This is a genomic window from Pseudomonas sp. NPDC089406 (assembly GCF_044900265.1).
Taxonomy (GTDB): Bacteria; Pseudomonadota; Gammaproteobacteria; order Pseudomonadales; family Pseudomonadaceae; genus Aquipseudomonas; species Aquipseudomonas fakonensis.
The window spans coordinates 1-23,249 of sequence record NZ_JBJDNC010000004.1; the positions used below are offsets into that span (position 1 = coordinate 1).

Consider the following 23,249-nt stretch of genomic DNA (forward strand, 5'->3'; position numbering starts at 1 on the left):
CCGGCACAGCCGGTGCCAGCATTCGCCTGTGCCGGCCCTATCGCCGGCAAGCCGGCTCCTACAGGGGGCGCGCTAGATTTTAGAAATTGAACAAGTCAGTTGCTCCCACGTACTTCAGCGAGGCGCGTCAGACCACGCTCTCCCGGCTGAGCTTGCTCACATGCCCATGCCCCGCCGCCTGCAAGCGCTGCACCAGGTCATTACGTGCCTGCCCGCCGCCTGCGCGCACGTAATCGAGCTCGGCTGCGGTGATCAGCACCACCGGCACCAGGGTTACCGGCGACAGCGGCATGTCCGCCAGGTGCGTGGCAAAGTCCGGCGCCGGCCCGCCTACCAGCACGCCCAGGCAGTCGTCCTCGCTGATGAAGTGCGCCGGGATTTCATCGCCCATGCAAGGCGACTGGCTTACCCCGGGCAGCTCCAACGACAGCACCCCATAGCGCTCCAGCTGATGGTTGATGCCACCAGCGTCGGCCACCGTGGAGGCCACGGTACGCACTACATCGAAGGCCCAGGTGCGCATGAACGGGCTGACATCGCCCGGGGTGCGTGCTGCTTCAGGGAAGTCGGGCGACTCGATGAACAGCTCAAGCTCAAAGCCGTTGCCGCCGCCTTCGACATCGTCGAACGGGTCGCTCAGCCCGTCGGTGGCCAGCACAATGCTGTTGGCCCGGCGCACCACGCGGTAGGCCTGGCGGGTGGACGGCCAGTGCGGGCCGCCCATCAGGCTGGGGCTGATCATGTAGCCGAGCACGTCCTGCTCGACTTCGCCGACGCTTTGCCAGTGAAGGTCCAGGCGTGCGCAGCCGGCTTCGCGGGCGGCCTGGTTGGCAGCTTCGGCGGCGGTCATGGCGGGTTCTGGCGCTGGCGCGGTCGGCTGTTCAGCTTGTTTCGGGCGCTGCAGGCCGAACAGTTTCTTGAAGAAGTCCATGGGCGGTCCTTGCGGGTAATTGGGCGACCGCCATGGTGCCGTGCGCCGCCCAGGTGCTCAACCGCTGCCTGGCTGCAGCGTGACCGGCTTGGCGTCCAGCGGCGTTTCCAGGCCGTTGTCGAAGCTGTCCCAGTCCTCACCGAACAGCTCGGCCGGGTGCATGGTGCGGCTGGCGCCGTTGCCGCAGGCCAGCGCACTGGCCGCGCAGTACAGGTCGCAACCCCAGCAGATGCGCTCGGGGTGGCTGGGGTTGGCGGGGAATTTCTTGGCCATGGTCTCCCTCCATGAAGTGGGTACCTGAACCACAGGCTATGCCGCCCATGGCCAATCGGCGTGATTTGGGTCAACGCCTCAGCGGATCGGCCCGGGCGCCTCCAGCTGGCTCATCAGTTCGTCGTCCCATTGCCCTTGCACCTGTACATGGGCCGCAGCCCCCAGCATCACCGCCTCGATCAGGTTGTGGTTGAGGTAGGTGTACAGGCCGGGCTGGCGGAAGGTGTACAGCGCCGCACCCGCCGCGCCGCCCGGGATGAACCAGGTTTCCAGGTTGCGCTGCGGCGGGTTGGCGAACTTGCCCGAGGCCCACACGTAGTCGCCATGGCCGCCGATCAGGTGCGGGCGGGTATCGCGGTTGGCCTGGGAATGGACGATCAGCACCGTCTCGCCCACCTTGGCACTGAGGGCGTGTTCGCCGGTCAGCGCACCTACGCTGCCGTTGAACACGATGTGCGACGGCACCAGCCCCTTCATCAGTTGCTGCATGTCGCCGAAGCTGGCGATGGGGGTGGGGTAGCGCTTGAACTTGCCGCTGCTGTCGCGGGGGATGTAGTAGTCCTGTTCGCCGATGTACCACACCTTGTCGTAGTGCAGCGGCCGGCCCTCGGGGTCTTTCAGGCCATCGCGCGGCAGCACCATGATCGCGCCGTTCATGCCGCACACCACATGCCAGGGGATCATCACCCCGCCCGGTGCGCAGTGGTACACGAACACCCCGGCGCGGTCGGCCTTGAAGCGCAGCTTCACCTGCTGGCCCGGCTGCACGTGGGTCAGCTCGCCGCCGCCCAGGGCGCCGGTGGAAGCGTGGAAGTCGATGTTGTGCATCATGCTGTTGCTGGCCGGGTTGACCAGGGTGAGCTCGACCTGGTCGCCCTCGTGCACCACCATCAGCGGGCCCGGCACCGAGCCGTTGAAGGTCATGGCGTGGATGAAGGCGCCCTGGTTGTCGACCGCCAGCTCCTTTTCCTCGATGACCATGCGGAATTCGACGATACGTGGCTGGCCCGGTGCTTGTTGGTTGTGGGCGTGCACCTGGGGTGGGGCCACCAGCTCGACCTTGACCCGTTCCATCTTCGCCAGGGCCGTTGCCGGTTTTTGCTGTGCTGGCGTTGCTGCCCGCGCCTGGTTACTGACCAACAGGCTGGCACCAACGCCCAGCAACACGCCGCCGGCAAGGACGCCACGCCGGGTCAGGGCTACTCCTTCTTGCTCGCTCATGGGACTTCTCCGTAAGTCGACGAAAGCCGTCGCGCTAATGGATAACCGTATTTTGTGTGCGGTTTATTGAGCGAAAACAACAAGTGGGGTAGTGGCGGGGTGATGGCGTTGCTGGTGCAGGCTACGCTCACAGGGGTGGGTTGCCAGCGTGCAGCGGCTTCAGGGGAGCGCAGGGCGTGAGCCGGTTTGTTTGTTTTGAAGGGGTTAACCATCGGCAGTATGTGGTGAGTGTGGACCACATTATTGCGCTGTATCCGCTGGCGCAGGAGCGGAATTTTGTTAAGGGTGGGGTGGTTTTGGTGAGTGGGTTGGGGAAGGAAGGGCGGAATGTGGCGTTGGAGGTGGGGGGAGGGGAGATTCGGCGGTTGCAGAAGGTTTTGATGCAGGGGTGAGCGATGTTTGTGTTAGTGGCGATAGGCGGGTGCTTTGGTGTCAGCTGAAAAAAAGGCCCGCCTTGCGGTGAGCCATTTTTGATATTGCGTATGGGCACCAAGAGTCGAACTGATTTTTATGTATATGATTTTTATGAGTTTTGTCTGATTTATTTGACCGATTTATCCCTAAAAGTATCCTTTCTCCCGCCGTTGGTCGATTAGGTTCCGAGCACCTGATTTTCAGCCATGGTTTACCGTATTTGGATTGCTCTCCAAGTTTTCAGGTTGAGCTGCTTATAAAAACCAGTGAATAGAGATACGGGCTTTGTGATGCCTTAGCCCACTCATGCCTGCTTTCGGTAAGATCTAGGATATTTCAGGGTTGTCGAAGGATAAGAAATGGACGTCACTCAGATATCGGTATCGCTGCATGATCTTGGCCTTGCCTACCGCAAGGCCAAGGTTGATCTCTACTACTCAACCAATCCTTTGCTGTTTGATATCGCTAGCTATGAAGACAATCTGAGCCAAAACCTCGCTCACCTGAAGGATCAGATCGAGGCAGCGAGCGAGGACTGGGTGAAGTCCCCCGCATTTCTCGGCACTTGGACGCTGGCCCCTAAAGAAATTAAGGTCGCAAAGGTAGAGAAGGATCAAAGCCTGATCTTCGCCTCACCGGAGGCCGAGTGGCTAAGCGCGATTGAAGCCGGCAACCCTCCCACAGCCGTATTCCGCCTTATGGCCCGCTGCAGCATCGATTTTCACGTGCTGTCATCACTATGGATGATGGAGGTCGGCGACCTCATCGACAAACAGCTCAGCAGCAATGTATTTGGAGGCCGCCTGCGCCGTAACCGGCACGATGAGATCAATACATGGGCCCTTGGATCATTCAAGCCTTATCTCAGACCCTTCCGCGAATGGCGCGACGGCGGCATCAAGGCGATGCGCACAGCCCTAAGCGAGAAGAAAAAAGTATTGGCACTAACTGCTGATGTGAGCAGTTTCTATCATGAGCTAAGCCCCGGCTTTATGCTTGACGATAGATTCCTCAAATTAGCCAAAATTGAACTGAGTGGATCGCAGTCAAAACTGAACCGTCTGTTCATTTCCGCCTTGTTGGCCTGGGCACAAAAAACGCCACTAGGAAAAGGGTTACCAGTAGGTTTACCGGCGTCTGCAGTGGTTGCCAATGCGGCGCTAATCGGGCTAGACCGGTTCATCGAGCAAGAGGTAGTGCCGCTGTATTACGGCCGCTATGTGGACGACATTCTGCTGGTCATGGAAAACGCCAGTGACATCAAAACCACTGAGCAGTTTTGGGAGTGGATCTTCAGCCGCGACGGAGGCAAGGATCTGCTCAGAAAGGAAAACGCCAGTATCCTATTCAAGCCGGACTATCTGAAAGACGACCGCATTGCTTTTGCAAACAGCAAAAATAAGCTGTTCATCCTTGCCGGTTCGCCAGGTACCGCTCTGGTCAATGCCATTTCCGAACAGATCAACCAGCGTGCAAGTGAATGGCGCGCCTTACCTGATCTGCCGAACTCCCCCAGCACAGTAGCTACTGACCTAGTCAAAGCCACCAACTTTGCCGGTGAGCAAGCAGACAACCTACGCAAAACAGATGCCCTGACGCTGCACCGTGCTGGCTTTGCTCTCAGCCTTCGCAACTACGAAGCTTTCGAGCGCGATCTCTCCCCAGAGGATTGGCAAGCACACCGTCATGCCTTTTTCGCAGCAGTCATCGAGCATCTGCTGACTCCGGTGAAGTTCTTCGAACTGGCTCAATACCTGCCACGTATCATCCGCATGGCTACAGCCTGTGAAGATTTTGAGTATCTAGGCAAGATCATTAGCGCACTCGCCTGCCTAATCAATAAAGTCGAAAAAGACTGCGCTCTAGAGATCAAAAGCCTGGCTGTGACCGACGTGCCAGCCGAAGCCCAAGAATCGTGGAAACGGTCCATAGGGGAAGTTATAGCGCAGAGCATCGTCTCAGCGTTTCCCTCCCGCCTCAGCAAGTCGGGGGCTACCGCTTGGAAGAACCAGATGACAAGCCATATAGAAGGCCTTGCTTCTATCATCTGGAGTAACTTATTGGACAGGCCACAGAACATCACCAGCCAACACATTCAGAAGCTTCAAGCTCGTATGTTCAGCTTTGACCTCGCCCATATTCCCTTGCGCTTTGCAGGCCTCCCTCAAGAAATGGTCAGCCAGCGTGGGATACCACTCCGTAAAAACTTCGCGACGGTCAACGCAGAAGAGCTACTGCCTGACAAGATGACCGACGGCATCTCCACGCTTGCCAATTGGCTCAAATTTAAACGCGGTACCCCGCCAGGTCTAACCTTCGCCACTCGCCCGTTCAGCCTTAATGAGCTCTACCTCATAGCGCCCAATCCTTTTGCTGCCTCCAGCCGCCAGACCATGGGGCTGGTGGTGCGAGCACTACGAGGCTTTGAGCTGACCGAGCACAAGATGCCGCGCCTCGATAAAAATCAGGTTTTACATATCCCGGACGGAGAGTCCAAAGCCAAAAAAACCATCGCTGTAGCCAGCTTGGAAACCAAAGATGAAAGCTTTACCGCTGCTATCATGGGATTACCCGACCCAGACGGTCTTCACCGTTATCAACGCATCAACCGCCTAATCAACGAACTGATCTCTCGACCTGACGGCGCTGGTTACTTGATTCTTCCGGAAGTGTCTCTGCCCGCCCAGTGGTTTATGCGTATTGCCGACAAGCTTAAGGGCCGTGGCATATCTTTGATCGCAGGTATGGAGTACTTCCACGCACCGAGAAAGTATGTCCGCCATCAGGTTTGGGCTTCGCTGATTCACGATGGCCTTGGGTTTTCTTCGCTGATGCTCTACCGCCAGGATAAACAACGCCCAGCATTCCACGAAGAGCAAGAGCTCTTTCGCCTAGCAGGTCTACAGATGCAGCCAACTCAAGAGCAACAGTGGCAAAAGCCCCCGGTCATCCAGCATGGGGACTTCCGCTTCGCCATCATGATCTGCAGCGAACTGACCAATATCCGTTACCGCGCTGACTTACGCGGCCAAGTCGATGCACTGTTTGTTCCAGAGTGGAACCGCGATACCGACACATTCAATGCACTGGTGGAGTCTGCAGCCTTGGATATTCATGCCTATATCATCCAGTGCAATAATCGCCTCTTTGGTGATAGCCGTATCCGCGCGCCCTATAGTGATCGCTGGAAGCGCGACATATTGCGCGTCAAGGGTGGTAATCACGACTATTGCATTACAGGTGAAATCGATGTGTTGAGTCTGCGTCAGTTTCAGTCCAGTCACCGCTCGCCGGCCTCAGGTTTCAAACCAGTGCCAGATGGTTTTAACGAAGACCTGGTATCGGACCGGAAAGTATTACCCAAAGGGGCTTAGGGCTGACTCGAAAGTAACAAGGGACAGATCACGATTGACTATTTTAGGTCGTGGCCTGTCCCCTATTTATGCGTGAGCAGATCAATAATCGTTAATCAGCCCCTTTTCAAAAACTGAACCATGCTTACTAAATCGCTTCACTAGGTGGAAGTTTTTTCCCTCCACTAAAAATTTTGGCAAATCATTATCTACCACAATTATTTGACAGATGCGTTTTTCACGTTTTGCGTAGGCGCAAATTGAGACGAAGCGTTTGAAGATTTTATCGTAAACGACTGGATCAGAGAACTCAGAATCCTCATCATCGCGGACGTTTCTGCCAATGTTCTGTCCGGGAGTGTCCACCATTAAAAATGTTGGAAGATTTCCTGGTGACTTCAGTAAGAACTTCAGTCGAGCTGCAAAGCTCAAAATAGACGTTATAGTTCGCACGCCGCCGGACGAGTGATTGTAATAAGAGATATCTCTAAAGTGCGGAATGAATCTCTTGTCAAAATATACGTGGTGGACGTTTTGTAAACCGCTATTCCTAACATAGTATCTAAATATGCCGGAAAGAGCCGCTATAACTGAATCCAGCCCTATTAGTGCGTCCTGGGCAATTTTAATGTTTGCTTTTAATCGGGAAACAACAGTCTCTTTGCTTTCTATTTTCTTGGATAGATCGTCATACTTGTTGTTGATCGAGAGGTCGCGTTTGTATTGGGCCATTTTTACGCGCAACTCTACTTTTTGCCTCTCGACCTTCTCAATGGATGCTAGCAAGGCCGATATGTTTTCAATATTCAGAGTGTCGAAGTCTACTGATACTTTGCTCAGTGAGGCAGAGATGTTATCAGCGTCCTCTGATAGTTGTTTGTTTTCATTCCAGATTCTGTCCAGCATTAATTGCACGCCAGACGCCCTATTCCTAATCGATGTGATTTCTGAGTCAATCACATCTGCTTCAAGATAATCTGATGATATTGGAATTCTGCTCCGACATAGAGGGCACGAAAGTTCATGCTCTTTTAGCTTGTCGATAGAAATACTATCTCTTGTTATTTTAGAGACCTTCAAGCATTCTAGATCATTTTGATACGTAGACTTTAAGCTGGTAAAAGATTTGTATTTTCGTAAGTTGTCATCAATTGTAATCCTTTTTTTCGACAATTCGCTCTTCAGTCCGGCGATATCCTCTGCCATAGACAGCGCTAGATCAGTGGCAAACTGGTAGTCACGTTTCAACCCCTCTCCATTTTCTTCTAACGTTTGCAGGTCTTCCTCTACGAGCTGGATATCCTCTTCGGAGGCCGCTTGCATAGATACCTTTACATCAGCTAAGAATTTGTAAACAGCAGCCTGAGTAGCTTTGAGTTTGTTCAATTCACTGGCTTCACCCGCCAACTCCTTTTCCAACCCGGAAATTTTGTTGTCATGGATGTTGTAAACAAACTTTTGGACTTCAATATTTTTATTGAAAAGGGCATTGTTTCCGTGGTTTAGTAGGCTGTCAGCACCCACCTTAGTCTGTTTTAAGTATAGTAATTTCATCAAGTCACGAAAACTCAGTCTGTCCGAGTTCGCGTCGTCTCTGTATCGAGACTCTTTGATACTTACTTTCGCGATTCCCAAAGAATCTAGAATAAAATCAGACACCCAACCGTCAGGCATTTCTTGGGTGGAGGATCCAGACATCAACATGGGGAAAGCATTTTCGATTTCGTCTAGGCCACACATATAAACCATGATGGCGCTCTCGGCGTGAGATATGGAGCGCTGAAATGTACATATAGTCCCGCTCAAATCAACTTCCAATTGTACTGAACGCCCTCTTGCGGACATTTCTTCGTACAAAAGATTGGAGTTACTCCCCCCTAGGCAATAATCGATAAGATTGAGAATGCTTGACTTCCCGCAATCCATATCCCCCCAGATTACGTTCAGACCTTCTTTAAATACAGCCTCGTAGCTAGAGTCAATCCCTTTCACAATGAGTTTTCGAACTAACAGGTAAGGACTAAATTCCATTTTCACCTCAAGCTATTCTTTTGGAGAACATTTAATGACTTGCCGACGAGTGGTTTGAGTAGCGATAGGCTTAACTTCCAGTTGTCGACCAAAGGCGAATCAATGTCGACAGGCTTAGAGTTAGACGCAATATAACATTCCGAACCGATAACTTTAATTTCAACGTAACCTCCGGCTTCAAGAATGAGCGCTCCCTCAAGAAATTCGGTCACATCTTGATAAGATCCGAACTCTGCGTCATTACTATAAAGAACATCGTCATATGGACTGTTTTCGTTCAGCCGATTGAACGCAACAAGAAATGAATGCATATCCTTGGGGTTTTTCAACAGATAGTCGAATAACGCACCTTTATGCATGGTCAGTGTCAGGTCGCCTTTCGTGTTGCGTCCCAACTGTTCAATCACAAGCCAGCGCCGGAATAGAGATACATACATTTCTTCTCGGAAGTCAGTTAAATTAGTCACTGCGCTCATAGCATCTGCTCGCGGACATCGTTATCAGTGACGTTTTTATCCCAAATCACTGTGCGATCAACTTTATTCGCTAACTGATGAAGTAAACCACCTTTATGTAAGAAGTTTATATATTTTACACCGCAGGCAAGTAGCTTGTCGTCTTGGTCTCTGAGTTCTTTATGTACTGCGAGAAAGATTTCATCGGCTGTTTTAGTGCGATTGCCGTTGAATGTTTGGCGATAAATGCTCAGAACTTTAGCTTGCAAGTCTATAAGATGCTCTTTGTCGTCTTTTCTAGCCGCTTTCGAAATTATTTCAGCATGAAAGAAAGATGCTTTTGCGTCCTCCACCCCCATTTCGCCGACTTCTGAAAGTATTAGCTTGATAACAAATGCCTCTTTGTTGAAGCTATCGTCATCCCCTACGTACTCAACAGAGGCAATGCTCGTCATGCTCTTGTGATAGGAAATTTCCTCAAGGAACTTTTTAACTCTCTTATATGACAAGTCTTTTTTATTGTCAGGCTTACAAATCGAGGTGTGATCATGATTCAAGGTAAACTTATCTGCTGTCTTTACCTTGTAGGGCAGTGAACTTACTTCTGGAACGCACTCGTCATGGGTTGCGATCAAATATACGCACTTCGGTAACTCGTCTTTCCGTTCATACCATTCAGTGTTTAGCGCGTCGGAATATTCTGAAAGTGGCTGCATCTCCTTAGCGTTAACGTTTCCTGTAGGCGACAGCAATATTGCTCCTATGGACCCTTTATGTGGCACTGCCATGGATACGTACCCGATTGGGCGAGGACCTTCTCCTGGAACGTAGTTTAGAATATGATCCTTCGCTATCAATCCTCCCATGCTGTGAGCGACAAGCACGACCTCATCAAAGTCTTCAAGCTCGGTGCGAAGGTAACTGTTAAGTTGATTGCTCAGATAGCGTATTGGCTTATTTTTTTGTATTTTCGTATCAAAGTTTACGAACGGGATTTTATTTAAAATCTTTTTTAAATTCTGAACTGCTACAGATTTAAATATATCTACAAGCTGGGTGTAATAATGAAATTCGAAGAATTCATATTCTTCGCATATTTGTGTTTCCGACGACAACATATCGCAAAAACGCTCGCCGGCTGAGTTCATCCAAGTAACGGCGTTACCCGTAAAGCCGTGAATAAATACCACCCCGATTTTTTTTGCGTCTGGCTCAATCATCCCTGGATGTCCTCATATTTGACATAAACCAAATCAGTGTTTTCATTGCTGTCAATATGCCATATGGCTCTACTTGTTGCACCCTTTATGGGTTGTGTTCCGATCGGTTGCCTGAATCGACGTCGCGACCACGCTCTGGAAATCCCCACCGTGAGTGATAAAGGAGAGCAAATTTATTTGCGGGGCCGACTGTGCCCTTTGTGCTGCTATAGATTTTCGTTATGGTTAGGTTCCCTTCTGATACTGAAAACCCATGACGTTTGTAGACGCTGAGCGATCAGCCTGACAGTGAGCAGGTAGTAATACCGCGTCTCCTTACTCCGTTGGCTCAGGTGTTGTTCAAGAAACCAAGCCAGATGCTTTCTCTGCCAAGCCCAAGGTGTTTCTCGCTGCCAGCGTTCTGCGATTTCAGCCTGGATGATTTTCGCCTGGCGCAGATGGCGTTGTCGGGTCGCGTGTGAGCCGGTCAGTACGCCAGCAAGGAACAGCTCCATATCGAATGGCTTACCCATGGCGGCCGCCGATATAGGCTGCGACCACATCGATGCGGCTGTGCCCCAGCTCATAGCTGATTTGCGTTCGGGCATCACGATCAAGGCCGCTGTCGATTTTGTAACACCGGCCTCCATTGATAGGTGCGCGGTGCTGGGTGATCTGCTCATAGCGCTCACAGGCGAAAGCCGCTCGCAGTTCATGAAAGCCTTTGAGGTCATGTGTGTGCAGAACATCCCGCGCAGTGCGTACTACGTGTTGCAGCACGCTCATGTAGCTTTCATCGGGCGCAATTAGATTTCGGCTACCAGTTGGCGAAACCTGCGCTGCAAATCCAAGTGCATCACGAACGTGCTGATCCACTGCAATCCAGCGCGGCGCTGAAGCACCAGAACGGCCACCTTTGGTGCCATCTTGAATATTGATCTTGCCGAGGTTTTTGGCCTCCCGGCATAGCCGTGGCAGGTCAGCGAGGATGGCCTCACGCAGGCGCATGCCAGTGGCACGCGCTAATTGAACGATGGCAGCGGCGCGTGGCATCTGTCGCTCGCAGAGTACGTCGACTATTTGCTTAACCTGTTCGCGATCTTGGCCTTGCGGCGCTGAGTGACGAATGCCGGTGCGCTGCATTCCCAACGCCTTGCTCGGGCTCTGCACTTTCACATGTTGATCACCGCGAAGCGCCGCCATGGTTCGGTTCACGCTGGACAACCGGTTTTGCGCGGTGGCGATGGCGAGCTCGCCTTGCTCAACTTGCTGACGCAGGTGTCCGGCGTAGTCCAGCAAGGCCTGTCGGTCGATCTGCCGTGCATCGTTAAACCCCGGCCCATCGTCCGACCGGCACCAGCGTACGAATGCCTGCCACCGATCTGCATGTGCCTTGACCGTGCCGTAATGCCCGCCGCCAAACATGGCCTGCAACGCCTGCGGCCCGGCATAGCTCAATTGCCGGCCATAGCCAAAATTCCGTCCTTCCCGTCTGCCTACCAGTGCCATGGGCGATCTCCGCTCGAAGCCAAGCTTTGAAACTTTCCCCACGTCATCCCGCCAAGAATGCTGAGTGTTATCAGGGATCAAGGCCCCTGCGACCTGTGGGGATGTCCTCTAACGCGGGACTGGCGGCTCCTTACGACCGGGAGCAAGGGCATCTCATGATCTGGCCTCTTGAGCACCGTTACCGGTGGGCGGGTGGAGGCTGCATTGGCTGACGAGACCAGTGCCTGGAGATCCTGAGCCGGGTGAACGCAGCGGTGCGATGACCGGGGCATGCCTGACTGTCAGTCAGGTGCAGTCCATTCCCTGGTCTGCGGCACCATCATCTGCAGCGCTGTTGCTGATGACATCGGCGTTTGTCACGCCGATTGTCACGAGTGAAGTTGCCGCAAAGCCAAATGCGATGAGGGCTGCAGCAGTGTTAGACGCGCCCGTCTCTTTCCAGGAGAAAGAGACGGGCGCAGGTTGGCGCACGCGAAATGGCCAAGCGGATAGGTTGCTGCTGAGCAGATGGGTAGGGTGGTTGCCGCAGGGGCAACGATATTGAGTTGGCATCCATCACATGGGTAGTGACCGTACGAGCTGCCGGACGCGAATCGTACTTGCGGGTGAACCACCGCGGGAGCGGCGTGACCTTTAAGGTTCGGGTCACCTGGGGTGCTGTCATCGACAGCTCTTGCGACTCCCGGTCTACGCTTGTGGACAATATTCGTCAAGCACCGCGATATCAGGGATTTAGCGCCTGTGGATAAAACTATCCTCCGGTGGACATCAGTGGTTTTCCACAGACGTAAGCTGTGCCAGCAGTTTTTTTCTTAGGTATGGTCCTTTCAAACGGGGCGGCTTTGCAGCCCCGTTTGAAAGGACCCGCGCGGAGGAGCTTCATGCGGTGCTGTGGGTAACTTCACAGCGAGTTGAGGTGGTGGTGCGGCGGGTTACTCGGTCCTCTTGGCACTGCGAAGGCGCGTGACGTTCTCGCCCGTCTGCTTGGCAAACTCATGCGGCGTCACATGGTCCTCGCGGTTCGCCTCCAGAAACCGGCTCCACCAGGTCATGATCATCCGGCGTTCTTCGAGGAACTCGGCCTTGTGGGTATAAGCGGCCCGCACGTTGTTGCGTTCCTTGTGGCTCATCTGCCGTTCGATGGCCGTCTCTGACCACAGCCCGGACTCGACCAACGCACTGCATGCCATGGCTCGGAACCCGTGGCCGCAAATATCCACCTTGGTGTCGTAGCCCATCGTCCTGAGCGCGGCATTCACCGTGTTCTCGGACATGGGTTTCCACGGTTTGGCATCTCCCGCGAACACCAGGTCGAACTTGCCGGTGATCGCGTGGATCTGCTCAAGCAAGGCCACTGCTTGCGGCGATAAGGGTACAACGTGGATATCCCCGGCCATCTTTGTACCCCTTGTGGAAAAGGGCACACCGTCCAGCGCCGGGCGGGTGTCGGGGATCTCCCAGATGCCGCGCTTGAGGTCGAACTCGTTCCAACGGGCGAAGCGCAGTTCGCTGGAGCGTACGAATACATGCAACGACAGCATCACCGTGAGGCGCGTGAGCGGGCGACCTCTGTAGTCCTCGATGCATGCCAATAGCTCTGGGAGTCGCGATAGGGGTAATGCGGGTCGGTGAGTGACCCGTGGTGTCTTGATCGAGCCATCGAGGTCGTGAGCCGGGTTCGCCGTGATCAGTCGCAGCCGTTTGGCTTCACGCATGATGCTTTGCAGGTAGTTCTTGATCCTGAGGGCCACGTCGATGGTGCCGCGCTTCGTCACGGCTTCCAGTGGCTGCATGAGGTCGTGGGTGTCCAACTCAACGATTGCCCTGGCTCCAAGCAAAGGGAATACGTGAGTATTCAACCGGCTGAGCACAGTCTTGGCGTGGCCGGGCGCCCACTTCGGCACCATGCTCGCATACCAGTCGAGCGCAACGCTTTCGAAGGTGCGGCCGTTGATCACGGCTTGGGTCTTGGTTTGTTGCTTGTACTGGATGGGGTCTATGCCGTTGGCGAGCTGCTGCTTGATCTCGAAGCGCTTGCGGCGTGCGTCGCCCAGCCCGACCACCGGGTAGCTGCCGAGGGCGGTCAGGCCTTCGCGGCCATCGGGTTTCACGTACCTGAGCCGCCAGCCTTTGCGGCCGTTGGGTTGCACAAGCAGGTAAAGACCGTCGCCGTCGAAGAGCTTGTACTCGCGCTCTCTGGGCTTTGCCGTGCGACAGGCGGTGTCTGTAAGCGGGGCAGTGGTGCGGGCCATAAGGGTAGTCTCCGATATCGAAACGGACCTCTATCCTTAAAACTACCCTTATTAGCGCTGGCTACCCGCGGAATCCGACGGAACGCCAAAACGAAAAAACCCGCCAGAAGGCGGGTTTTTCGGGGGTTCCAGAGATTTTGAAAGCTTTCTATGGAACCTTGAATGGTGCCGGCACCAGGAATCGAACCCGGGACCTACTGATTACAAGTCAGTTGCTCTACCATCTGAGCTATACCGGCACAGGGGCGTCATTATAGCGATGGAATCGAGCCTGTAAACCACTTCCTCGCAATCTGCCTGCGATACCCTAAGTCACCGAGGCAAAAGGAGAAATTTCTTACCAGCCGCGGTGGATGGTGTTCACGCCTGGCTCGGTTTTGCCAGGGTTGAAGAACAGCTTGTCGTTGTCGCAGCCGCGCTTGCGGCACGGGCTTTCGGTGGCGTGCAGGGGCAGGCCGCGGTCGCCGCCGAGTTGCATGCCTGGGGTGTTCCAGTCCAGCGTGGTGGGCTTGGCGGTCGGGGCGGGGCTGGCGCAGCCAGTCATGACCAGGGCGACGGTCAGCAGGGCAAAGGGCTTGGCGTGTTTCACGATGTTCGAATCCGTTCCAAGGTCTGTAGTCAAAAACGCTGGATGGTGGTGTTGCCGAAGGCCAGTGGTGTGGCTGTGGGCGGCAATTTTAGCGGCTGCTGCTGTGCAACAGGTAGCTTCAGAAGCGGTGGCTGTGACGCGCTTCCGCTTTGCCCGTGCAGTTAGCGTCGCAGGCCGTAAGGCCGGGACGCCCAGCGGATGCATCGCGGGCAGCCGGCGATGATACACCGTTTGGCCCTGCAGGGCTTCATCCATGATTGGTGGCTATATGATATCAATCGATGCCGCTAAAATCGAATGCTTAATATATTTTACGATTGCGCCGCGGTGTTTGGCCGCAGGCGGCGTATTTTGACTTTGCAGGTGGCCTCGGCTAACCTTGTGTTCATTATGTTGAACAGTAAAGCTTTCAAGCTCCTCTCTACCTCCCGCCTGGTCTCCCGTGAACGTCACTGGACCGGCGACCTCTAGCGCCTCCCTCCCTTCACAGCCTTAACGTCTCTGTCTCGCGCCGATGCCTGCGCGCTCGGCTGCTGTCGCCCATGGGAGGGCACCATGCGTTCCTGGATCTATCTGATCGTTGCCATCACCGCCGAGGTGATCGGCACGGCGTCGATGAAACTCGCCGCCACTTCGTCCCCATTAATCGGGCATGCCGTCATGTACGTGATGATCTGCCTGTCGTATTTCTTCCTGGCCCTGGCGGTCAAGCGGGTGCCGGTGGGCGTTGCTTATGCGCTGTGGGAGGGCATCGGCATCGTGCTGATTACCCTGGTCAGCGTGTTGTGGCTCGGTGAAAGCCTGGGCTGGGCCAAGGCCCTGGGCCTGGCGGTGATGATTGCCGGCATCTTGCTGGTCAAGGCCGGTACCCGCAGCACACCTGCCAAAGCTGAAGGGGAGGCGCTGCCATGCTGATTGCGTTCCTGTGGCTGGGTTTGGCCATTGCCCTTGAAGTGCTGGCGAACCTGTTGCTCAAGTATTCCGACGGTTTCCGTCGCAAGGGGCTGGGTTTGGCCTCGATTGCCTGCGTGCTGGCGGCCTTTACCGCGCTGGCGCAGGCGGTGCAGGACATCGAGTTGTCCTTGGCCTACGCCATTTGGGGGGGCTTCGGGATTCTGGCTACCGTGGCCATGGGCTGGGCGCTGTTTGGGCAGCGTCTGGTGGGGCGCGGGTGGTTGGGGTTGCTGTTGCTGCTGGTGGGGATGGGGTTGTTGAAGTTGGCTTGAGGGGCACGTTTTGCGAGGTGTGGGGGTTTTGCGTTTGGCGTGAGTCTGTTGGGGCTGCGTTGCAGCCCATTCGCGGCGCAAGGCCGCTCCCACTGGTACGGCGCTTGGTTCGGGCTTCGCGCGACTCTGTAGGAGCCGGCTTGCCGGCGATCACCGGCACAGCCGGTGCCAGCATTCGCCTGTGCCGGCCCTATCGCCGGCATGCCGGCTCTCATAGAACTGCACACAACTCATTGATTTAGCAGGGGCCTGTGGGAGCGGGCTTGCCCGCGAACACCGGCGAAGCCGGTGCCAGACACCGCGTCGCCTGCTTCGCGGTGGTCCGGCACTCCGGCAAGCCCGCTCCCACAGGGGCCGCGGTGGGCTCGTGCCCAGTTCTCTGCGCGACAGCGCAGCCCTAGAGGGCTGTGTGATCTCCTACAGGGATCGCGCCGGCTTTTGGAAATTGAGCAAGGCAGTTGCTCCTGCACGTCTGCTGCAGGGCTGCCATATCGCCGGCAAATCGGCCACCGCAGAGGGCTTGATCGCAAGCACACTCGAAGGCTTATGCACAAGCGGCATTGGCTGCTTGCGCGAAAGGCATGCCGAAGGGCGTTACCACCGGTCTTTGCGCAAAGGCCTGTTTTTACTGGTTTTCATAAGCTGCCTGGAATAAGCGAAGCGGTCTAAATAGCGATTGGATCCACTAAATCGCGATTTTCATCAAAAGCTTGTTCACAGAGTTATCCACAGGCTGTCAACTGCGTTCAGCCAACACCAGCAGGTTGCGCGGGGTGAGCGGGTAGTCGCAGAACACGCCGACTTTTACCTCGTAGCCTTGCTCGGCCAAAAACAGCGCGCGGTCGAGTACCAGCCACATCTCCAGCGGCCGGCGGAACAGCTTGCGCACCAGCTCGAGGTTGCGTACCTCGGCCAGGCGTTGCCAGCCGGCGGCTTCCAGGGCCTGCCAGTCGGGGCTGCCGGTTAGCTCGACCTGCCGCAGCTCGGCCAGGTCGCGGCAGTATTGCTCGAAGGGTTTGGCCAGCCAGTCAACGGCCAGGGAGGGGGTCGGCAGGTATTCGTCGATGCCGCGTTGTTCGCGCTGCAGCAAATCGAAACCCAGGCGGCGGGCCATGGAGGTGTCGCGCTGGCGCCGTACCCGGGCGCTGGAAGTAACGGCCTCGCTCAGGGGCAAGCCCAGGTCATCCCGGGACAGTTGCAGTAACGAACCCTTGGCGGCAGTGGATAACGGCTGGTAGGTCTCGGCCTGGGTACGGTTGTAGCAGCACGGGGCCACGGCCAACTGGCGGCAGCCGTGCTGGCTGGCCAGCTGCAGCAGGCGCATGTGCAGGTCGCCGCAGGCGTGCAGGGCGACCGCGCTGGTGTCGCGGGCCAGGTGCCGGGCGCTGTCGCTGGCCATCACATCCTGCTGCACGTGGGTGGCGGGCAGGTGGTGGTGCTCGCTCAGGGCCTGGCCGGCCTGCACCAGCTCGGCGTCGTATTCCAGGCAAGTCAGTTGCTGGCCGGGCTGCAGCAGGCGGCGGCCCAGGTGGCCCTTGCCCGAGCACCAGTCCAGCCAGTGGCGCGGCGGTTGCGAGAAGGCCAAGCGGCGGGTGAAGGCTTCGATCTGTTGCCATTTGCGCCCTGGTACGGCGACGTCCAGGCGGTGGCCGGCGGGGGGCAGGCCGGCGTCGGGCAAATCGCCTGCGGCCGACAGCTGCTGGGATTGGGCGGCCAACTGCGGGAAGGGCGCCGGGGCTGGCAACTGCTCGGGGTGGTGTGCGGCTTCGGCCTGCTCCAGGGTGCGTTGGCGCAGCCAGGTGGACAGCTCGGGGTGTTCGGTTTCCCAGCCCAGGTGCAGCAGGGTGAAGGGGCGCGGGCGCCACAGGTGCTGGTGCTGGGTGATGAACTGGTCGAGGGCCTGGAAGCGCTCGAGCAGGTGGGGGGTGTGCAGGTAGGTGGTTGTGTTCATGCAGGAACCGGGGCGCGTTCTGGAAGGGGGCGCTGTGCGCCCCGATCGCCGGCAAGCCGGCTCCTACAGGGTTGTAGGTGATCGGGGTAGTGGGGTTAAGGCTCAGCGGCCTTGGCTGGCGTCCACGCGCAGCCAGCGCTCCAGCAGCTTGAAGCCTTGCACCAGCACGAACGAGATCAGCAGGTAGAACACCCCGGCGGCGAAGAAGATCTCCACCGGCAGGTAGGTGCGGGCGATGATGGTTCGCGCCATGCCGGTCAGTTCCAGCAGCGTCACGGTACTGGCCAGGGCGCTGGCCTTGAGCATCAGGATCACTTCGTTGCTGTAGGCCGGCAGGCCGATGCGCGCGGCGCGCGGCAGCATGATGTAGAACAGCGTCTTGCCGCGGGACATGCCCAGCGCCCGGGCGGCTTCGATCTCGCCCTTGGGGATCGCCTGCAACGCGCCACGCAGAATCTCGGCGATATAGGCGGCGGTGTGCAGGGTCATGGTCAGTACGGTGCACCAGAACGGGTCGCGCAGGTACGGCCACAGCGCGCTCGAGCGCACCGCGTCGAACTGCGCCAGGCCGTAGTACACCAGAAACAGCTGCACCAGCAGCGGCGTGCCGCGGAAGAAGAAGATGTAGCTGAAGGGCACGGCGCGCACGTACCAGTGGCGCGAGGAGCGGGCGATACCCAGCGGGATGGCCAGGATCAGCCCGGCAACCACGGCGATGGCTACCAGCTCCAGGGTCAGGGTGGCGCCCTGGGCCAGGCGTGGCAGCCACTTGATGATGACTTCCCAGTTCATTTATTCGGCCCTCATGAAGCCGCGAGCGGCGCGCTTTTCCAGGAAGTGCATGCCGGTCATGGCAATGATGGTCAGGCCCAGGTAAATGCAGGCGGCCACCGCGTAGAAGGTGAACGGCTCCTTGGTCACGGTCACGCCGATTTGCGCGTGGCGCATGATTTCTTCAAGGCCGATCACCGACACCAGTGCGGTGTCCTTCATCAAAATCATGAACAGGTTGCCCAGGCCCGGCAGGGCCATGCGCCACATCTGCGGCAGGATGATCCGCGCCAGAATGCGCCCGCCCGACAGGCCCAGGGCCAGGCCCGCTTCGCGGTGGCCCTTGGGGATGGCCAGAATGGCGCCGCGGAACACTTCGGTGGCGTAGGCACCGAAGCACAGCCCCAGGGCGATCACCCCGGCGGCGAAGGCGCTGAGCTCGAGGCCCGGCATGTTCAGGGCTTCGCCGAGGCTGTTCATCAGCCCGACGGTGCCGAAATAGATCAGCAGTACCCACAGCAGTTCAGGTACGCCGCGCACCAGCGTGGAATAGGCGCCGCCAAGCCATTGCAATGGTTTGATCGAGGAGGTCTTGGCCAGGGCGCCGAGCAGCCCCAGGACCAGCCCCAGCAGCAGGGCGCAAAGCGCCAGTTTTACGGTCATCAGGGTGCCGGCCATCATGGCCGGACCGAATCCGTGCAGGTCGATATTCATGGGTCGCTGCGTTCAAGGGACCGGCACCGCGCAAGGCGGTACCGGTCGAGGTGAATCATTCGATGCTGAACGGGAAGTACTTGTCGTTGATCTTCTTGTACGTGCCGTCGGCCTTGATTTCGGCCAGGGCCTTGTTCAGGTCGTCGCGCAGCTTGGTGTCACCCTTGCGCACGGCGATGCCGATCTTGTCGCTGTCCAGCACCGGCTCACCCTTGAACTCGTAGTTCATGCCGTCCTTGCTCTTGAGCCACTCGTACTGCACGTACTTGTCGGCCAGGATGCCGTCGATGCGCCCGGACAGCAGGTCGAGGTAGGCGTTTTCCTGGGTGTCGTACAGCTTGATGTCGACGCCGCTGTAGTTGTCTTCAAGGTAGGTGCCGGCCAGGGTGGCGCGCTGGGTGCCGATGGTCTTGCCCTTGAGCGAGGCTTTGTCGGTTTTGAAGTCGACGTTCTTCGGCGCGATGAACTGCAGCTTGTTGGAGTAGTAGGGGTCGGTGAAATCGACCGCCTGCTTGCGCTCGTCGGTGATCGACAGCGACGACACCAGGAAGTCGAACTTCTTGGCGTTCAGGGCCGGGATGATGCCGTCCCAGTCGGAGGTCACCACCGAGCACTCGACCTTCATCTTGGCGCACAGGGCGTCGCCGATGTCCTTGTCGAAGCCGACGACGTTACCGCTGGCATCCTTGTTGTTGAACGGTGGGTAGGCGGCTTCGATGCCCATGCGCAGTTTTTCTGCGGCCATGGCGTTGGCCGACATCACCAGGGTGGCAGCGGCTGCCAGGAGGAACTTCTTGTAAGTGTGCATGTATTGCTCCGTTAGCGGTGGCTGGACATGAATTGCTTGCAACGCGCCGAGTTCGGGTTTTCGAAGACCTGCTGCGGCGATCCCTGCTCTTCGACCAGGCCCTGGTGCAGGAACACCACTTCACTGGACACCTGGCGGGCAAAGTTCATCTCGTGCGTCACCAGCAGCATGGTACGGCCTTCTTCGGCCAGCGCGCGGATGACGTTAAGCACTTCCTGGACCATTTCCGGGTCGAGGGCCGAAGTTGGCTCGTCGAACAGGATCACCTTGGGCTGCATGGCCAGGGTGCGGGCGATGGCGGCGCGTTGCTGCTGGCCACCGGAAAGCTGGGCGGGGTAGGCGTGGCGGCGCTCATAGATGCCGACCTTGTTCAGCAGCGCTTCGGCGGCTTCGATGGCCTCGGCCTTGCTTTGGCCGAGCACGCGGCGCGGTGCCTCGATGATGTTGTCGAGCACCGACATGTGCGGCCACAGGTTGAAATTCTGGAAGACGAAGCCGATTTCGCTGCGCAGGCGGTTGATCTGGCGGCTGTCGGCGGCAATCAGGTCGCCGTTTTTCTGTGCTTTGAGCTTGAGGGCTTCACCGGCCACCAGGATTTCGCCCTGGTGCGGGTTCTCGAGCAGGTTGATGCAGCGCAGCAGGGTGGACTTGCCCGAGCCGGACGAGCCAAGGATGGAGATCACGTCACCGTCGCGCGCGGTCAGCGAAATGCCCTTGAGAATTTCCTGCTTGCCGTAGCGTTTGTGCAGGTTGCGGATTTCCAGCGCGGGCGTGGCCTGGGCCATGTGCGGTCCTCATGTGTTCGGGTGCGTTCCCAGCTGTTGGCGGCCTTCCTGGCGAGCGCCACGCTAGCATAGCGGCGCAACGTGGGCCAACGGGGTCGCAAGGGGCTTCGGTTGTTGGTGGGGCAGTTTGTCGCATCGTTGCAGTGGACTGTCGCGAGGATGTCCGCAATAGCACTTTGCCCGGCACCGGAGCCTTGATGAAAAAAGGCGCGATGGTGCCAGCTTTGGCCCGTTGTTGGAAGCGCTTTAGACCATTTCCTCCCTGTGCGGGCCTCATCGTCGGCAAGCCGGCTCCTACAGAAGAAGATCAAACGGGTTGCACCTGCTGGTTGCGCTTTTTTGCTTTGCACTGGTGCAAAGGTGTTACCGAGGGGCACCTTTGGTGCGTTTGTAAGTGGGTATTTCAGTAATCCGGACTTGGCATGGGGATTTGGCGGCCTTTCGGTCAAGACCTGGCCGAAAGCCCTGCAGGGCGCGTCGTTATTGAGTTTTCAGAAACATCTGACGAATGCATTCAGCAGGTGGCGCGCTTATTGCCAGCAGGAAAGCGCCGATTGCAGCGACGCCTAAATAAACCCCAGGCGCGCTTCGTATAGCAGTCGGAGTGGTCCACTCCTTACAAAGGTAGTTTTATGAGCGGTAACAATTCCAATGACCTCGCTCAGGGGCTCAAGCAACGGCATGTGACCATGCTGTCCATCGCAGGCGTGATCGGCGCCGGCTTGTTCGTCGGCTCCGGCCACGCCATCGCGGCTGCCGGCCCTGCCGTGCTGCTGGCCTATGCCGCCGCCGGTACGCTGGTGGTGCTGGTGATGCGCATGCTCGGTGAAATGGCAGTCGCCTCGCCGGACACCGGTTCGTTCTCCACCTACGCCGACCGCGCCATCGGGCGCTGGGCTGGTTTTACCATCGGCTGGCTGTACTGGTGGTTCTGGGTGCTGGTGATCCCGCTGGAGGCCAACGCCGCCGCGGCCATTCTGCATGCCTGGTTCCCGTCCGTGGACCTGTGGGCGTTCTCGCTGATCATCACCCTGGCACTGACCATCACCAACCTGTTCAGCGTTAAAAACTACGGTGAGTTCGAGTTCTGGTTCGCCCTGCTCAAGGTGCTGGCGATCATCGGCTTCATCGTCGTCGGTTGCGCGGCCATGTTCGGCATGGTGCCGGGCAGCCAGGTCAGCGGTGTCAGCCACCTGTTCGACACCCAAGGCTTCATGCCCAATGGCCTGGGCGCGGTGCTGGCGGCCATGCTGACCACCATGTTCTCGTTCATGGGTACCGAGATCGTCACCATCGCCGCCGCCGAATCGAAAGACCCGGGCAAGCAGATCAGCCGCGCCACCAACTCGGTGATCTGGCGTATCTGCCTGTTCTACCTGGTGTCGATCTTCCTGGTGGTGGCCATGGTGCCGTGGAACGACCCGACCCTGGCCGAGAAGGGCTCGTACCAGACCGTGCTCAGCCTGATCGGCGTGCCGAATGCCAAGCTGATCGTCGACATCGTCGTGCTGATTGCCGTGACCAGCTGCCTGAACTCGGCGCTGTACACCTCCTCGCGCATGCTGTTCTCGCTGAGCAAGCGTGGCGACGCCCCGGCCATTGCCCAGCGCACCACCAAGGCCGGCACCCCGCACTGGGCGGTGCTGCTGTCCACTGCCGCGGCTTTCCTGTGCGTGTTCGCCAACTTCCTGGCCCCGGCCGAGGTGTTCGAGTTCCTGCTGGCCAGCTCCGGCGCCATCGCCCTGCTGGTGTATCTGGTGATCGCCGTGTCGCAGCTGCGCATGCGCGCCCAGCGTGAAGCCAGTGGCGAGAAGATCTCGTTCAAGATGTGGATGTTCCCGGGCCTGACCTGGGCCACCATCGCCTTCATCGTTGCGGTGCTGGTGGTGATGGCCCTGCGTGAAGACCACCGTGCCGAGATCATCGCCACGGCGATCCTCAGCATTGGCGTGGTTGCCACGGGCCTGCTGGTACACCGCAAGCGTGCGGCTGCCGGGCGCGTGGCGCTGGATAGCTGATTTGCGCTGGCTGCAATGAACAAAGGCCGCGCCCTCTGCAGGGGGCGGCCTTTTTTGTAGCCTGTGCCGGCCTCTTCGCGGGTAAACCCGCTCCCACAGGGTTCAATACAGGCCCGAGAGGGCGCGGTCCTGTGGGAGCGGGTTTACCCGCGAAGAGGCCAGGCCTGTTTGGCGCGTTCGATCAACCAAACTGCTTCTGCTGTTGCTGCTGCTTGGCCACCAGCTCCGACGCGGCGATATAGGCGTCCTGGAACTCGTCGCTTTCCAGCCAGGCCATGGTGGTGTCTTCGTCGGCGCCGTCCAGCCAGGTGCGGTAGGCGTTGAACACCAGCACGATGTAGTCGGTGGCGTGCTCTTCCTTGTGGCCTTTGAGTACCAGGGCCAGCAGCGGGTCGACCAGGAACACCGAAATCATCGCCACCAGGCTGGTTTGCTGCGCGGCTTTCATCTTGTCGAACAGCTCCTTGTAGCTGTCGGACTCCATGGCCTTGCTGAACACCTGCTCGACACTGGCGCTGTCGCCAGCGCTGGCCTTGACCGCCTGGCCGCTGCGCACCATGCGGTTTTGCTTGGCCTTGGCGGCGGCGCGCTTGGCGCGTTTCTGTTGCTTGTTGTTGGTGGCCATGGGGCGCGGTCCTTGGTGTGAATGCTAAAGGCGCGTATTGAAGCGCAGTTGCCCAAGAAACCCAAGAGTATTAGGGGCGGGGGCGCTTTGCGCCCCTTTCGCGACACAAGGCCGCTCCTACAGG

20 protein-coding genes and 1 tRNA gene are annotated in these 23,249 nt (G+C 57.6%); 4 read left to right on the forward strand and 17 right to left on the reverse strand.

Features of this window, described 5'->3' with window-relative positions; genetic code table 11:
- Positions 1 to 127 precede the first annotated feature (127 nt).
- The 3 genes from ACI2KK_RS03805 to nirK all read right to left on the reverse strand — a co-directional run bounded on the left by ACI2KK_RS03805 (position 128) and on the right by nirK (position 2,425).
- A complete protein-coding gene (locus ACI2KK_RS03805) occupies positions 128 to 931 on the reverse strand; it encodes a Suppressor of fused protein (SUFU) (protein WP_404667930.1) in 804 nt (267 codons plus the stop codon).
- Between the two features lie 57 nt (positions 932 to 988).
- Entirely contained in the window at positions 989 to 1,204 is a 216-nt protein-coding gene (locus ACI2KK_RS03810; RefSeq protein WP_217841358.1) for a DUF3079 domain-containing protein, read from the reverse strand.
- Between the two features lie 78 nt (positions 1,205 to 1,282).
- Positions 1,283 to 2,425 carry a copper-containing nitrite reductase gene (gene nirK / locus ACI2KK_RS03815; protein WP_404667931.1) on the reverse strand — a complete coding sequence of 381 codons (1,143 nt, stop codon included), beginning with the start codon at positions 2,423 to 2,425 and terminating at the stop codon, positions 1,283 to 1,285.
- Between the two features lie 773 nt (positions 2,426 to 3,198).
- Between nirK and ACI2KK_RS03820 the strand changes: the two genes are divergently transcribed.
- Positions 3,199 to 6,213 (forward strand): reverse transcriptase domain-containing protein, encoded by a 3,015-nt coding sequence (locus ACI2KK_RS03820; RefSeq protein WP_404667932.1) that lies wholly within the window; start codon positions 3,199 to 3,201, stop codon positions 6,211 to 6,213.
- 81 nt (positions 6,214 to 6,294) lie between these two features.
- Here ACI2KK_RS03820 and ACI2KK_RS03825 read toward each other — a convergent pair whose 3' ends face one another.
- From ACI2KK_RS03825 to ACI2KK_RS03860, 8 genes are all read right to left on the reverse strand, one after another.
- Positions 6,295 to 8,223, reverse strand: a complete 1,929-nt coding sequence (locus tag ACI2KK_RS03825; protein ID WP_404668079.1) for an AAA family ATPase — start codon at positions 8,221 to 8,223, stop codon at positions 6,295 to 6,297.
- Between the two features lie 2 nt (positions 8,224 to 8,225).
- The gene (locus ACI2KK_RS03830) at positions 8,226 to 8,699 is read right to left on the reverse strand and encodes a hypothetical protein (RefSeq protein WP_404667933.1); all 474 of its coding nucleotides are present in this window, start codon (positions 8,697 to 8,699) and stop codon (positions 8,226 to 8,228) included.
- Positions 8,696 to 9,898: an ABC-three component system protein gene (locus tag ACI2KK_RS03835; RefSeq protein WP_404667934.1), complete on the reverse strand. Its 1,203-nt coding sequence runs from the start codon at positions 9,896 to 9,898 to the stop codon at positions 8,696 to 8,698. Before ACI2KK_RS03835 ends, ACI2KK_RS03830 begins: the two co-directional genes overlap by 4 nt.
- 206 nt (positions 9,899 to 10,104) lie before the next feature.
- Positions 10,105 to 10,410: a hypothetical protein gene (locus ACI2KK_RS03840; RefSeq protein ID WP_404667935.1), complete on the reverse strand. Its 306-nt coding sequence runs from the start codon at positions 10,408 to 10,410 to the stop codon at positions 10,105 to 10,107.
- Positions 10,403 to 11,386 (reverse strand): integrase domain-containing protein, encoded by a 984-nt coding sequence (locus tag ACI2KK_RS03845; RefSeq protein WP_404667936.1) that lies wholly within the window; start codon positions 11,384 to 11,386, stop codon positions 10,403 to 10,405. Before ACI2KK_RS03845 ends, ACI2KK_RS03840 begins: the two co-directional genes overlap by 8 nt.
- A 932-nt stretch (positions 11,387 to 12,318) precedes the next feature.
- Complete coding sequence (locus tag ACI2KK_RS03850; RefSeq protein ID WP_404667937.1) at positions 12,319 to 13,638, reverse strand: tyrosine-type recombinase/integrase; 1,320 nt, start codon at positions 13,636 to 13,638, stop codon at positions 12,319 to 12,321.
- Between the two features lie 163 nt (positions 13,639 to 13,801).
- A tRNA-Thr gene (locus ACI2KK_RS03855) sits at positions 13,802 to 13,877 on the reverse strand.
- 98 nt (positions 13,878 to 13,975) lie between these two features.
- A complete protein-coding gene (locus ACI2KK_RS03860) occupies positions 13,976 to 14,227 on the reverse strand; it encodes a hypothetical protein (protein WP_404667938.1) in 252 nt (83 codons plus the stop codon).
- 555 nt (positions 14,228 to 14,782) lie between these two features.
- Between ACI2KK_RS03860 and ACI2KK_RS03865 the strand changes: the two genes are divergently transcribed.
- Together ACI2KK_RS03865 and mdtI are read left to right on the forward strand one after the other, a co-directional pair.
- Positions 14,783 to 15,142, forward strand: a complete 360-nt coding sequence (locus ACI2KK_RS03865; protein ID WP_404667939.1) for an SMR family transporter — start codon at positions 14,783 to 14,785, stop codon at positions 15,140 to 15,142.
- Entirely contained in the window at positions 15,136 to 15,453 is a 318-nt protein-coding gene (mdtI, locus tag ACI2KK_RS03870) for a multidrug/spermidine efflux SMR transporter subunit MdtI (protein WP_404667940.1), read from the forward strand. Before ACI2KK_RS03865 ends, mdtI begins: the two co-directional genes overlap by 7 nt.
- Before the next feature lie 736 nt (positions 15,454 to 16,189).
- Here mdtI and ACI2KK_RS03875 read toward each other — a convergent pair.
- From ACI2KK_RS03875 to ACI2KK_RS03895, 5 genes are all read right to left on the reverse strand, one after another.
- A complete protein-coding gene (locus tag ACI2KK_RS03875) occupies positions 16,190 to 17,404 on the reverse strand; it encodes a methyltransferase (protein WP_404667941.1) in 1,215 nt (404 codons plus the stop codon).
- Between the two features lie 102 nt (positions 17,405 to 17,506).
- The gene (locus tag ACI2KK_RS03880; RefSeq protein ID WP_404667942.1) at positions 17,507 to 18,196 is read right to left on the reverse strand and encodes an ABC transporter permease; all 690 of its coding nucleotides are present in this window, start codon (positions 18,194 to 18,196) and stop codon (positions 17,507 to 17,509) included.
- A complete protein-coding gene (locus ACI2KK_RS03885) occupies positions 18,197 to 18,889 on the reverse strand; it encodes an ABC transporter permease (protein WP_404667943.1) in 693 nt (230 codons plus the stop codon).
- Between the two features lie 55 nt (positions 18,890 to 18,944).
- Complete coding sequence (locus tag ACI2KK_RS03890; RefSeq protein WP_217886699.1) at positions 18,945 to 19,697, reverse strand: ABC transporter substrate-binding protein; 753 nt, start codon at positions 19,695 to 19,697, stop codon at positions 18,945 to 18,947.
- Positions 19,698 to 19,708: 11 nt separating this feature from the next.
- Positions 19,709 to 20,482 (reverse strand): ABC transporter ATP-binding protein, encoded by a 774-nt coding sequence (locus ACI2KK_RS03895; protein ID WP_404667944.1) that lies wholly within the window; start codon positions 20,480 to 20,482, stop codon positions 19,709 to 19,711.
- 632 nt (positions 20,483 to 21,114) lie between these two features.
- Here ACI2KK_RS03895 and gabP point away from each other — a divergent pair.
- Positions 21,115 to 22,500, forward strand: coding sequence for a GABA permease (gabP, locus tag ACI2KK_RS03900; protein ID WP_404667945.1), 1,386 nt, complete (start codon positions 21,115 to 21,117; stop codon positions 22,498 to 22,500).
- A 181-nt stretch (positions 22,501 to 22,681) separates the two neighbouring features.
- Here gabP and ACI2KK_RS03905 read toward each other — a convergent pair whose 3' ends face one another.
- Positions 22,682 to 23,125 (reverse strand): hypothetical protein, encoded by a 444-nt coding sequence (locus tag ACI2KK_RS03905; RefSeq protein ID WP_217841374.1) that lies wholly within the window; start codon positions 23,123 to 23,125, stop codon positions 22,682 to 22,684.
- Between the last annotated feature and the right edge of the window lie 124 nt (positions 23,126 to 23,249).

Excerpts from the sequence above, each read along its gene's own strand:
- ACI2KK_RS03805 (WP_404667930.1), bottom strand. The coding sequence starts at position 931 with ATGGACTTCTTCAAGAAACTGTTCGGCCTGCAGCGCCCGAAACAAGCT.
- ACI2KK_RS03810 (WP_217841358.1), bottom strand. The coding sequence starts at position 1,204 with ATGGCCAAGAAATTCCCCGCCAACCCCAGCCACCCCGAGCGCATCTGC.
- nirK (WP_404667931.1), bottom strand. The coding sequence starts at position 2,425 with ATGAGCGAGCAAGAAGGAGTAGCCCTGACCCGGCGTGGCGTCCTTGCC.
- ACI2KK_RS03820 (WP_404667932.1), top strand. The coding sequence starts at position 3,199 with ATGGACGTCACTCAGATATCGGTATCGCTGCATGATCTTGGCCTTGCC.
- ACI2KK_RS03825 (WP_404668079.1), bottom strand. The coding sequence starts at position 8,223 with ATGGAATTTAGTCCTTACCTGTTAGTTCGAAAACTCATTGTGAAAGGG.
- ACI2KK_RS03830 (WP_404667933.1), bottom strand. The coding sequence starts at position 8,699 with ATGAGCGCAGTGACTAATTTAACTGACTTCCGAGAAGAAATGTATGTA.
- ACI2KK_RS03835 (WP_404667934.1), bottom strand. The coding sequence starts at position 9,898 with ATGATTGAGCCAGACGCAAAAAAAATCGGGGTGGTATTTATTCACGGC.
- ACI2KK_RS03840 (WP_404667935.1), bottom strand. The coding sequence starts at position 10,410 with ATGGGTAAGCCATTCGATATGGAGCTGTTCCTTGCTGGCGTACTGACC.
- ACI2KK_RS03845 (WP_404667936.1), bottom strand. The coding sequence starts at position 11,386 with ATGGCACTGGTAGGCAGACGGGAAGGACGGAATTTTGGCTATGGCCGG.
- ACI2KK_RS03850 (WP_404667937.1), bottom strand. The coding sequence starts at position 13,638 with ATGGCCCGCACCACTGCCCCGCTTACAGACACCGCCTGTCGCACGGCA.
- ACI2KK_RS03865 (WP_404667939.1), top strand. The coding sequence starts at position 14,783 with ATGCGTTCCTGGATCTATCTGATCGTTGCCATCACCGCCGAGGTGATC.
- mdtI (WP_404667940.1), top strand. The coding sequence starts at position 15,136 with ATGCTGATTGCGTTCCTGTGGCTGGGTTTGGCCATTGCCCTTGAAGTG.
- ACI2KK_RS03875 (WP_404667941.1), bottom strand. The coding sequence starts at position 17,404 with ATGAACACAACCACCTACCTGCACACCCCCCACCTGCTCGAGCGCTTC.
- ACI2KK_RS03880 (WP_404667942.1), bottom strand. The coding sequence starts at position 18,196 with ATGAACTGGGAAGTCATCATCAAGTGGCTGCCACGCCTGGCCCAGGGC.
- ACI2KK_RS03885 (WP_404667943.1), bottom strand. The coding sequence starts at position 18,889 with ATGAATATCGACCTGCACGGATTCGGTCCGGCCATGATGGCCGGCACC.
- ACI2KK_RS03890 (WP_217886699.1), bottom strand. The coding sequence starts at position 19,697 with ATGCACACTTACAAGAAGTTCCTCCTGGCAGCCGCTGCCACCCTGGTG.
- ACI2KK_RS03895 (WP_404667944.1), bottom strand. The coding sequence starts at position 20,482 with ATGGCCCAGGCCACGCCCGCGCTGGAAATCCGCAACCTGCACAAACGC.
- gabP (WP_404667945.1), top strand. The coding sequence starts at position 21,115 with ATGAGCGGTAACAATTCCAATGACCTCGCTCAGGGGCTCAAGCAACGG.
- ACI2KK_RS03905 (WP_217841374.1), bottom strand. The coding sequence starts at position 23,125 with ATGGCCACCAACAACAAGCAACAGAAACGCGCCAAGCGCGCCGCCGCC.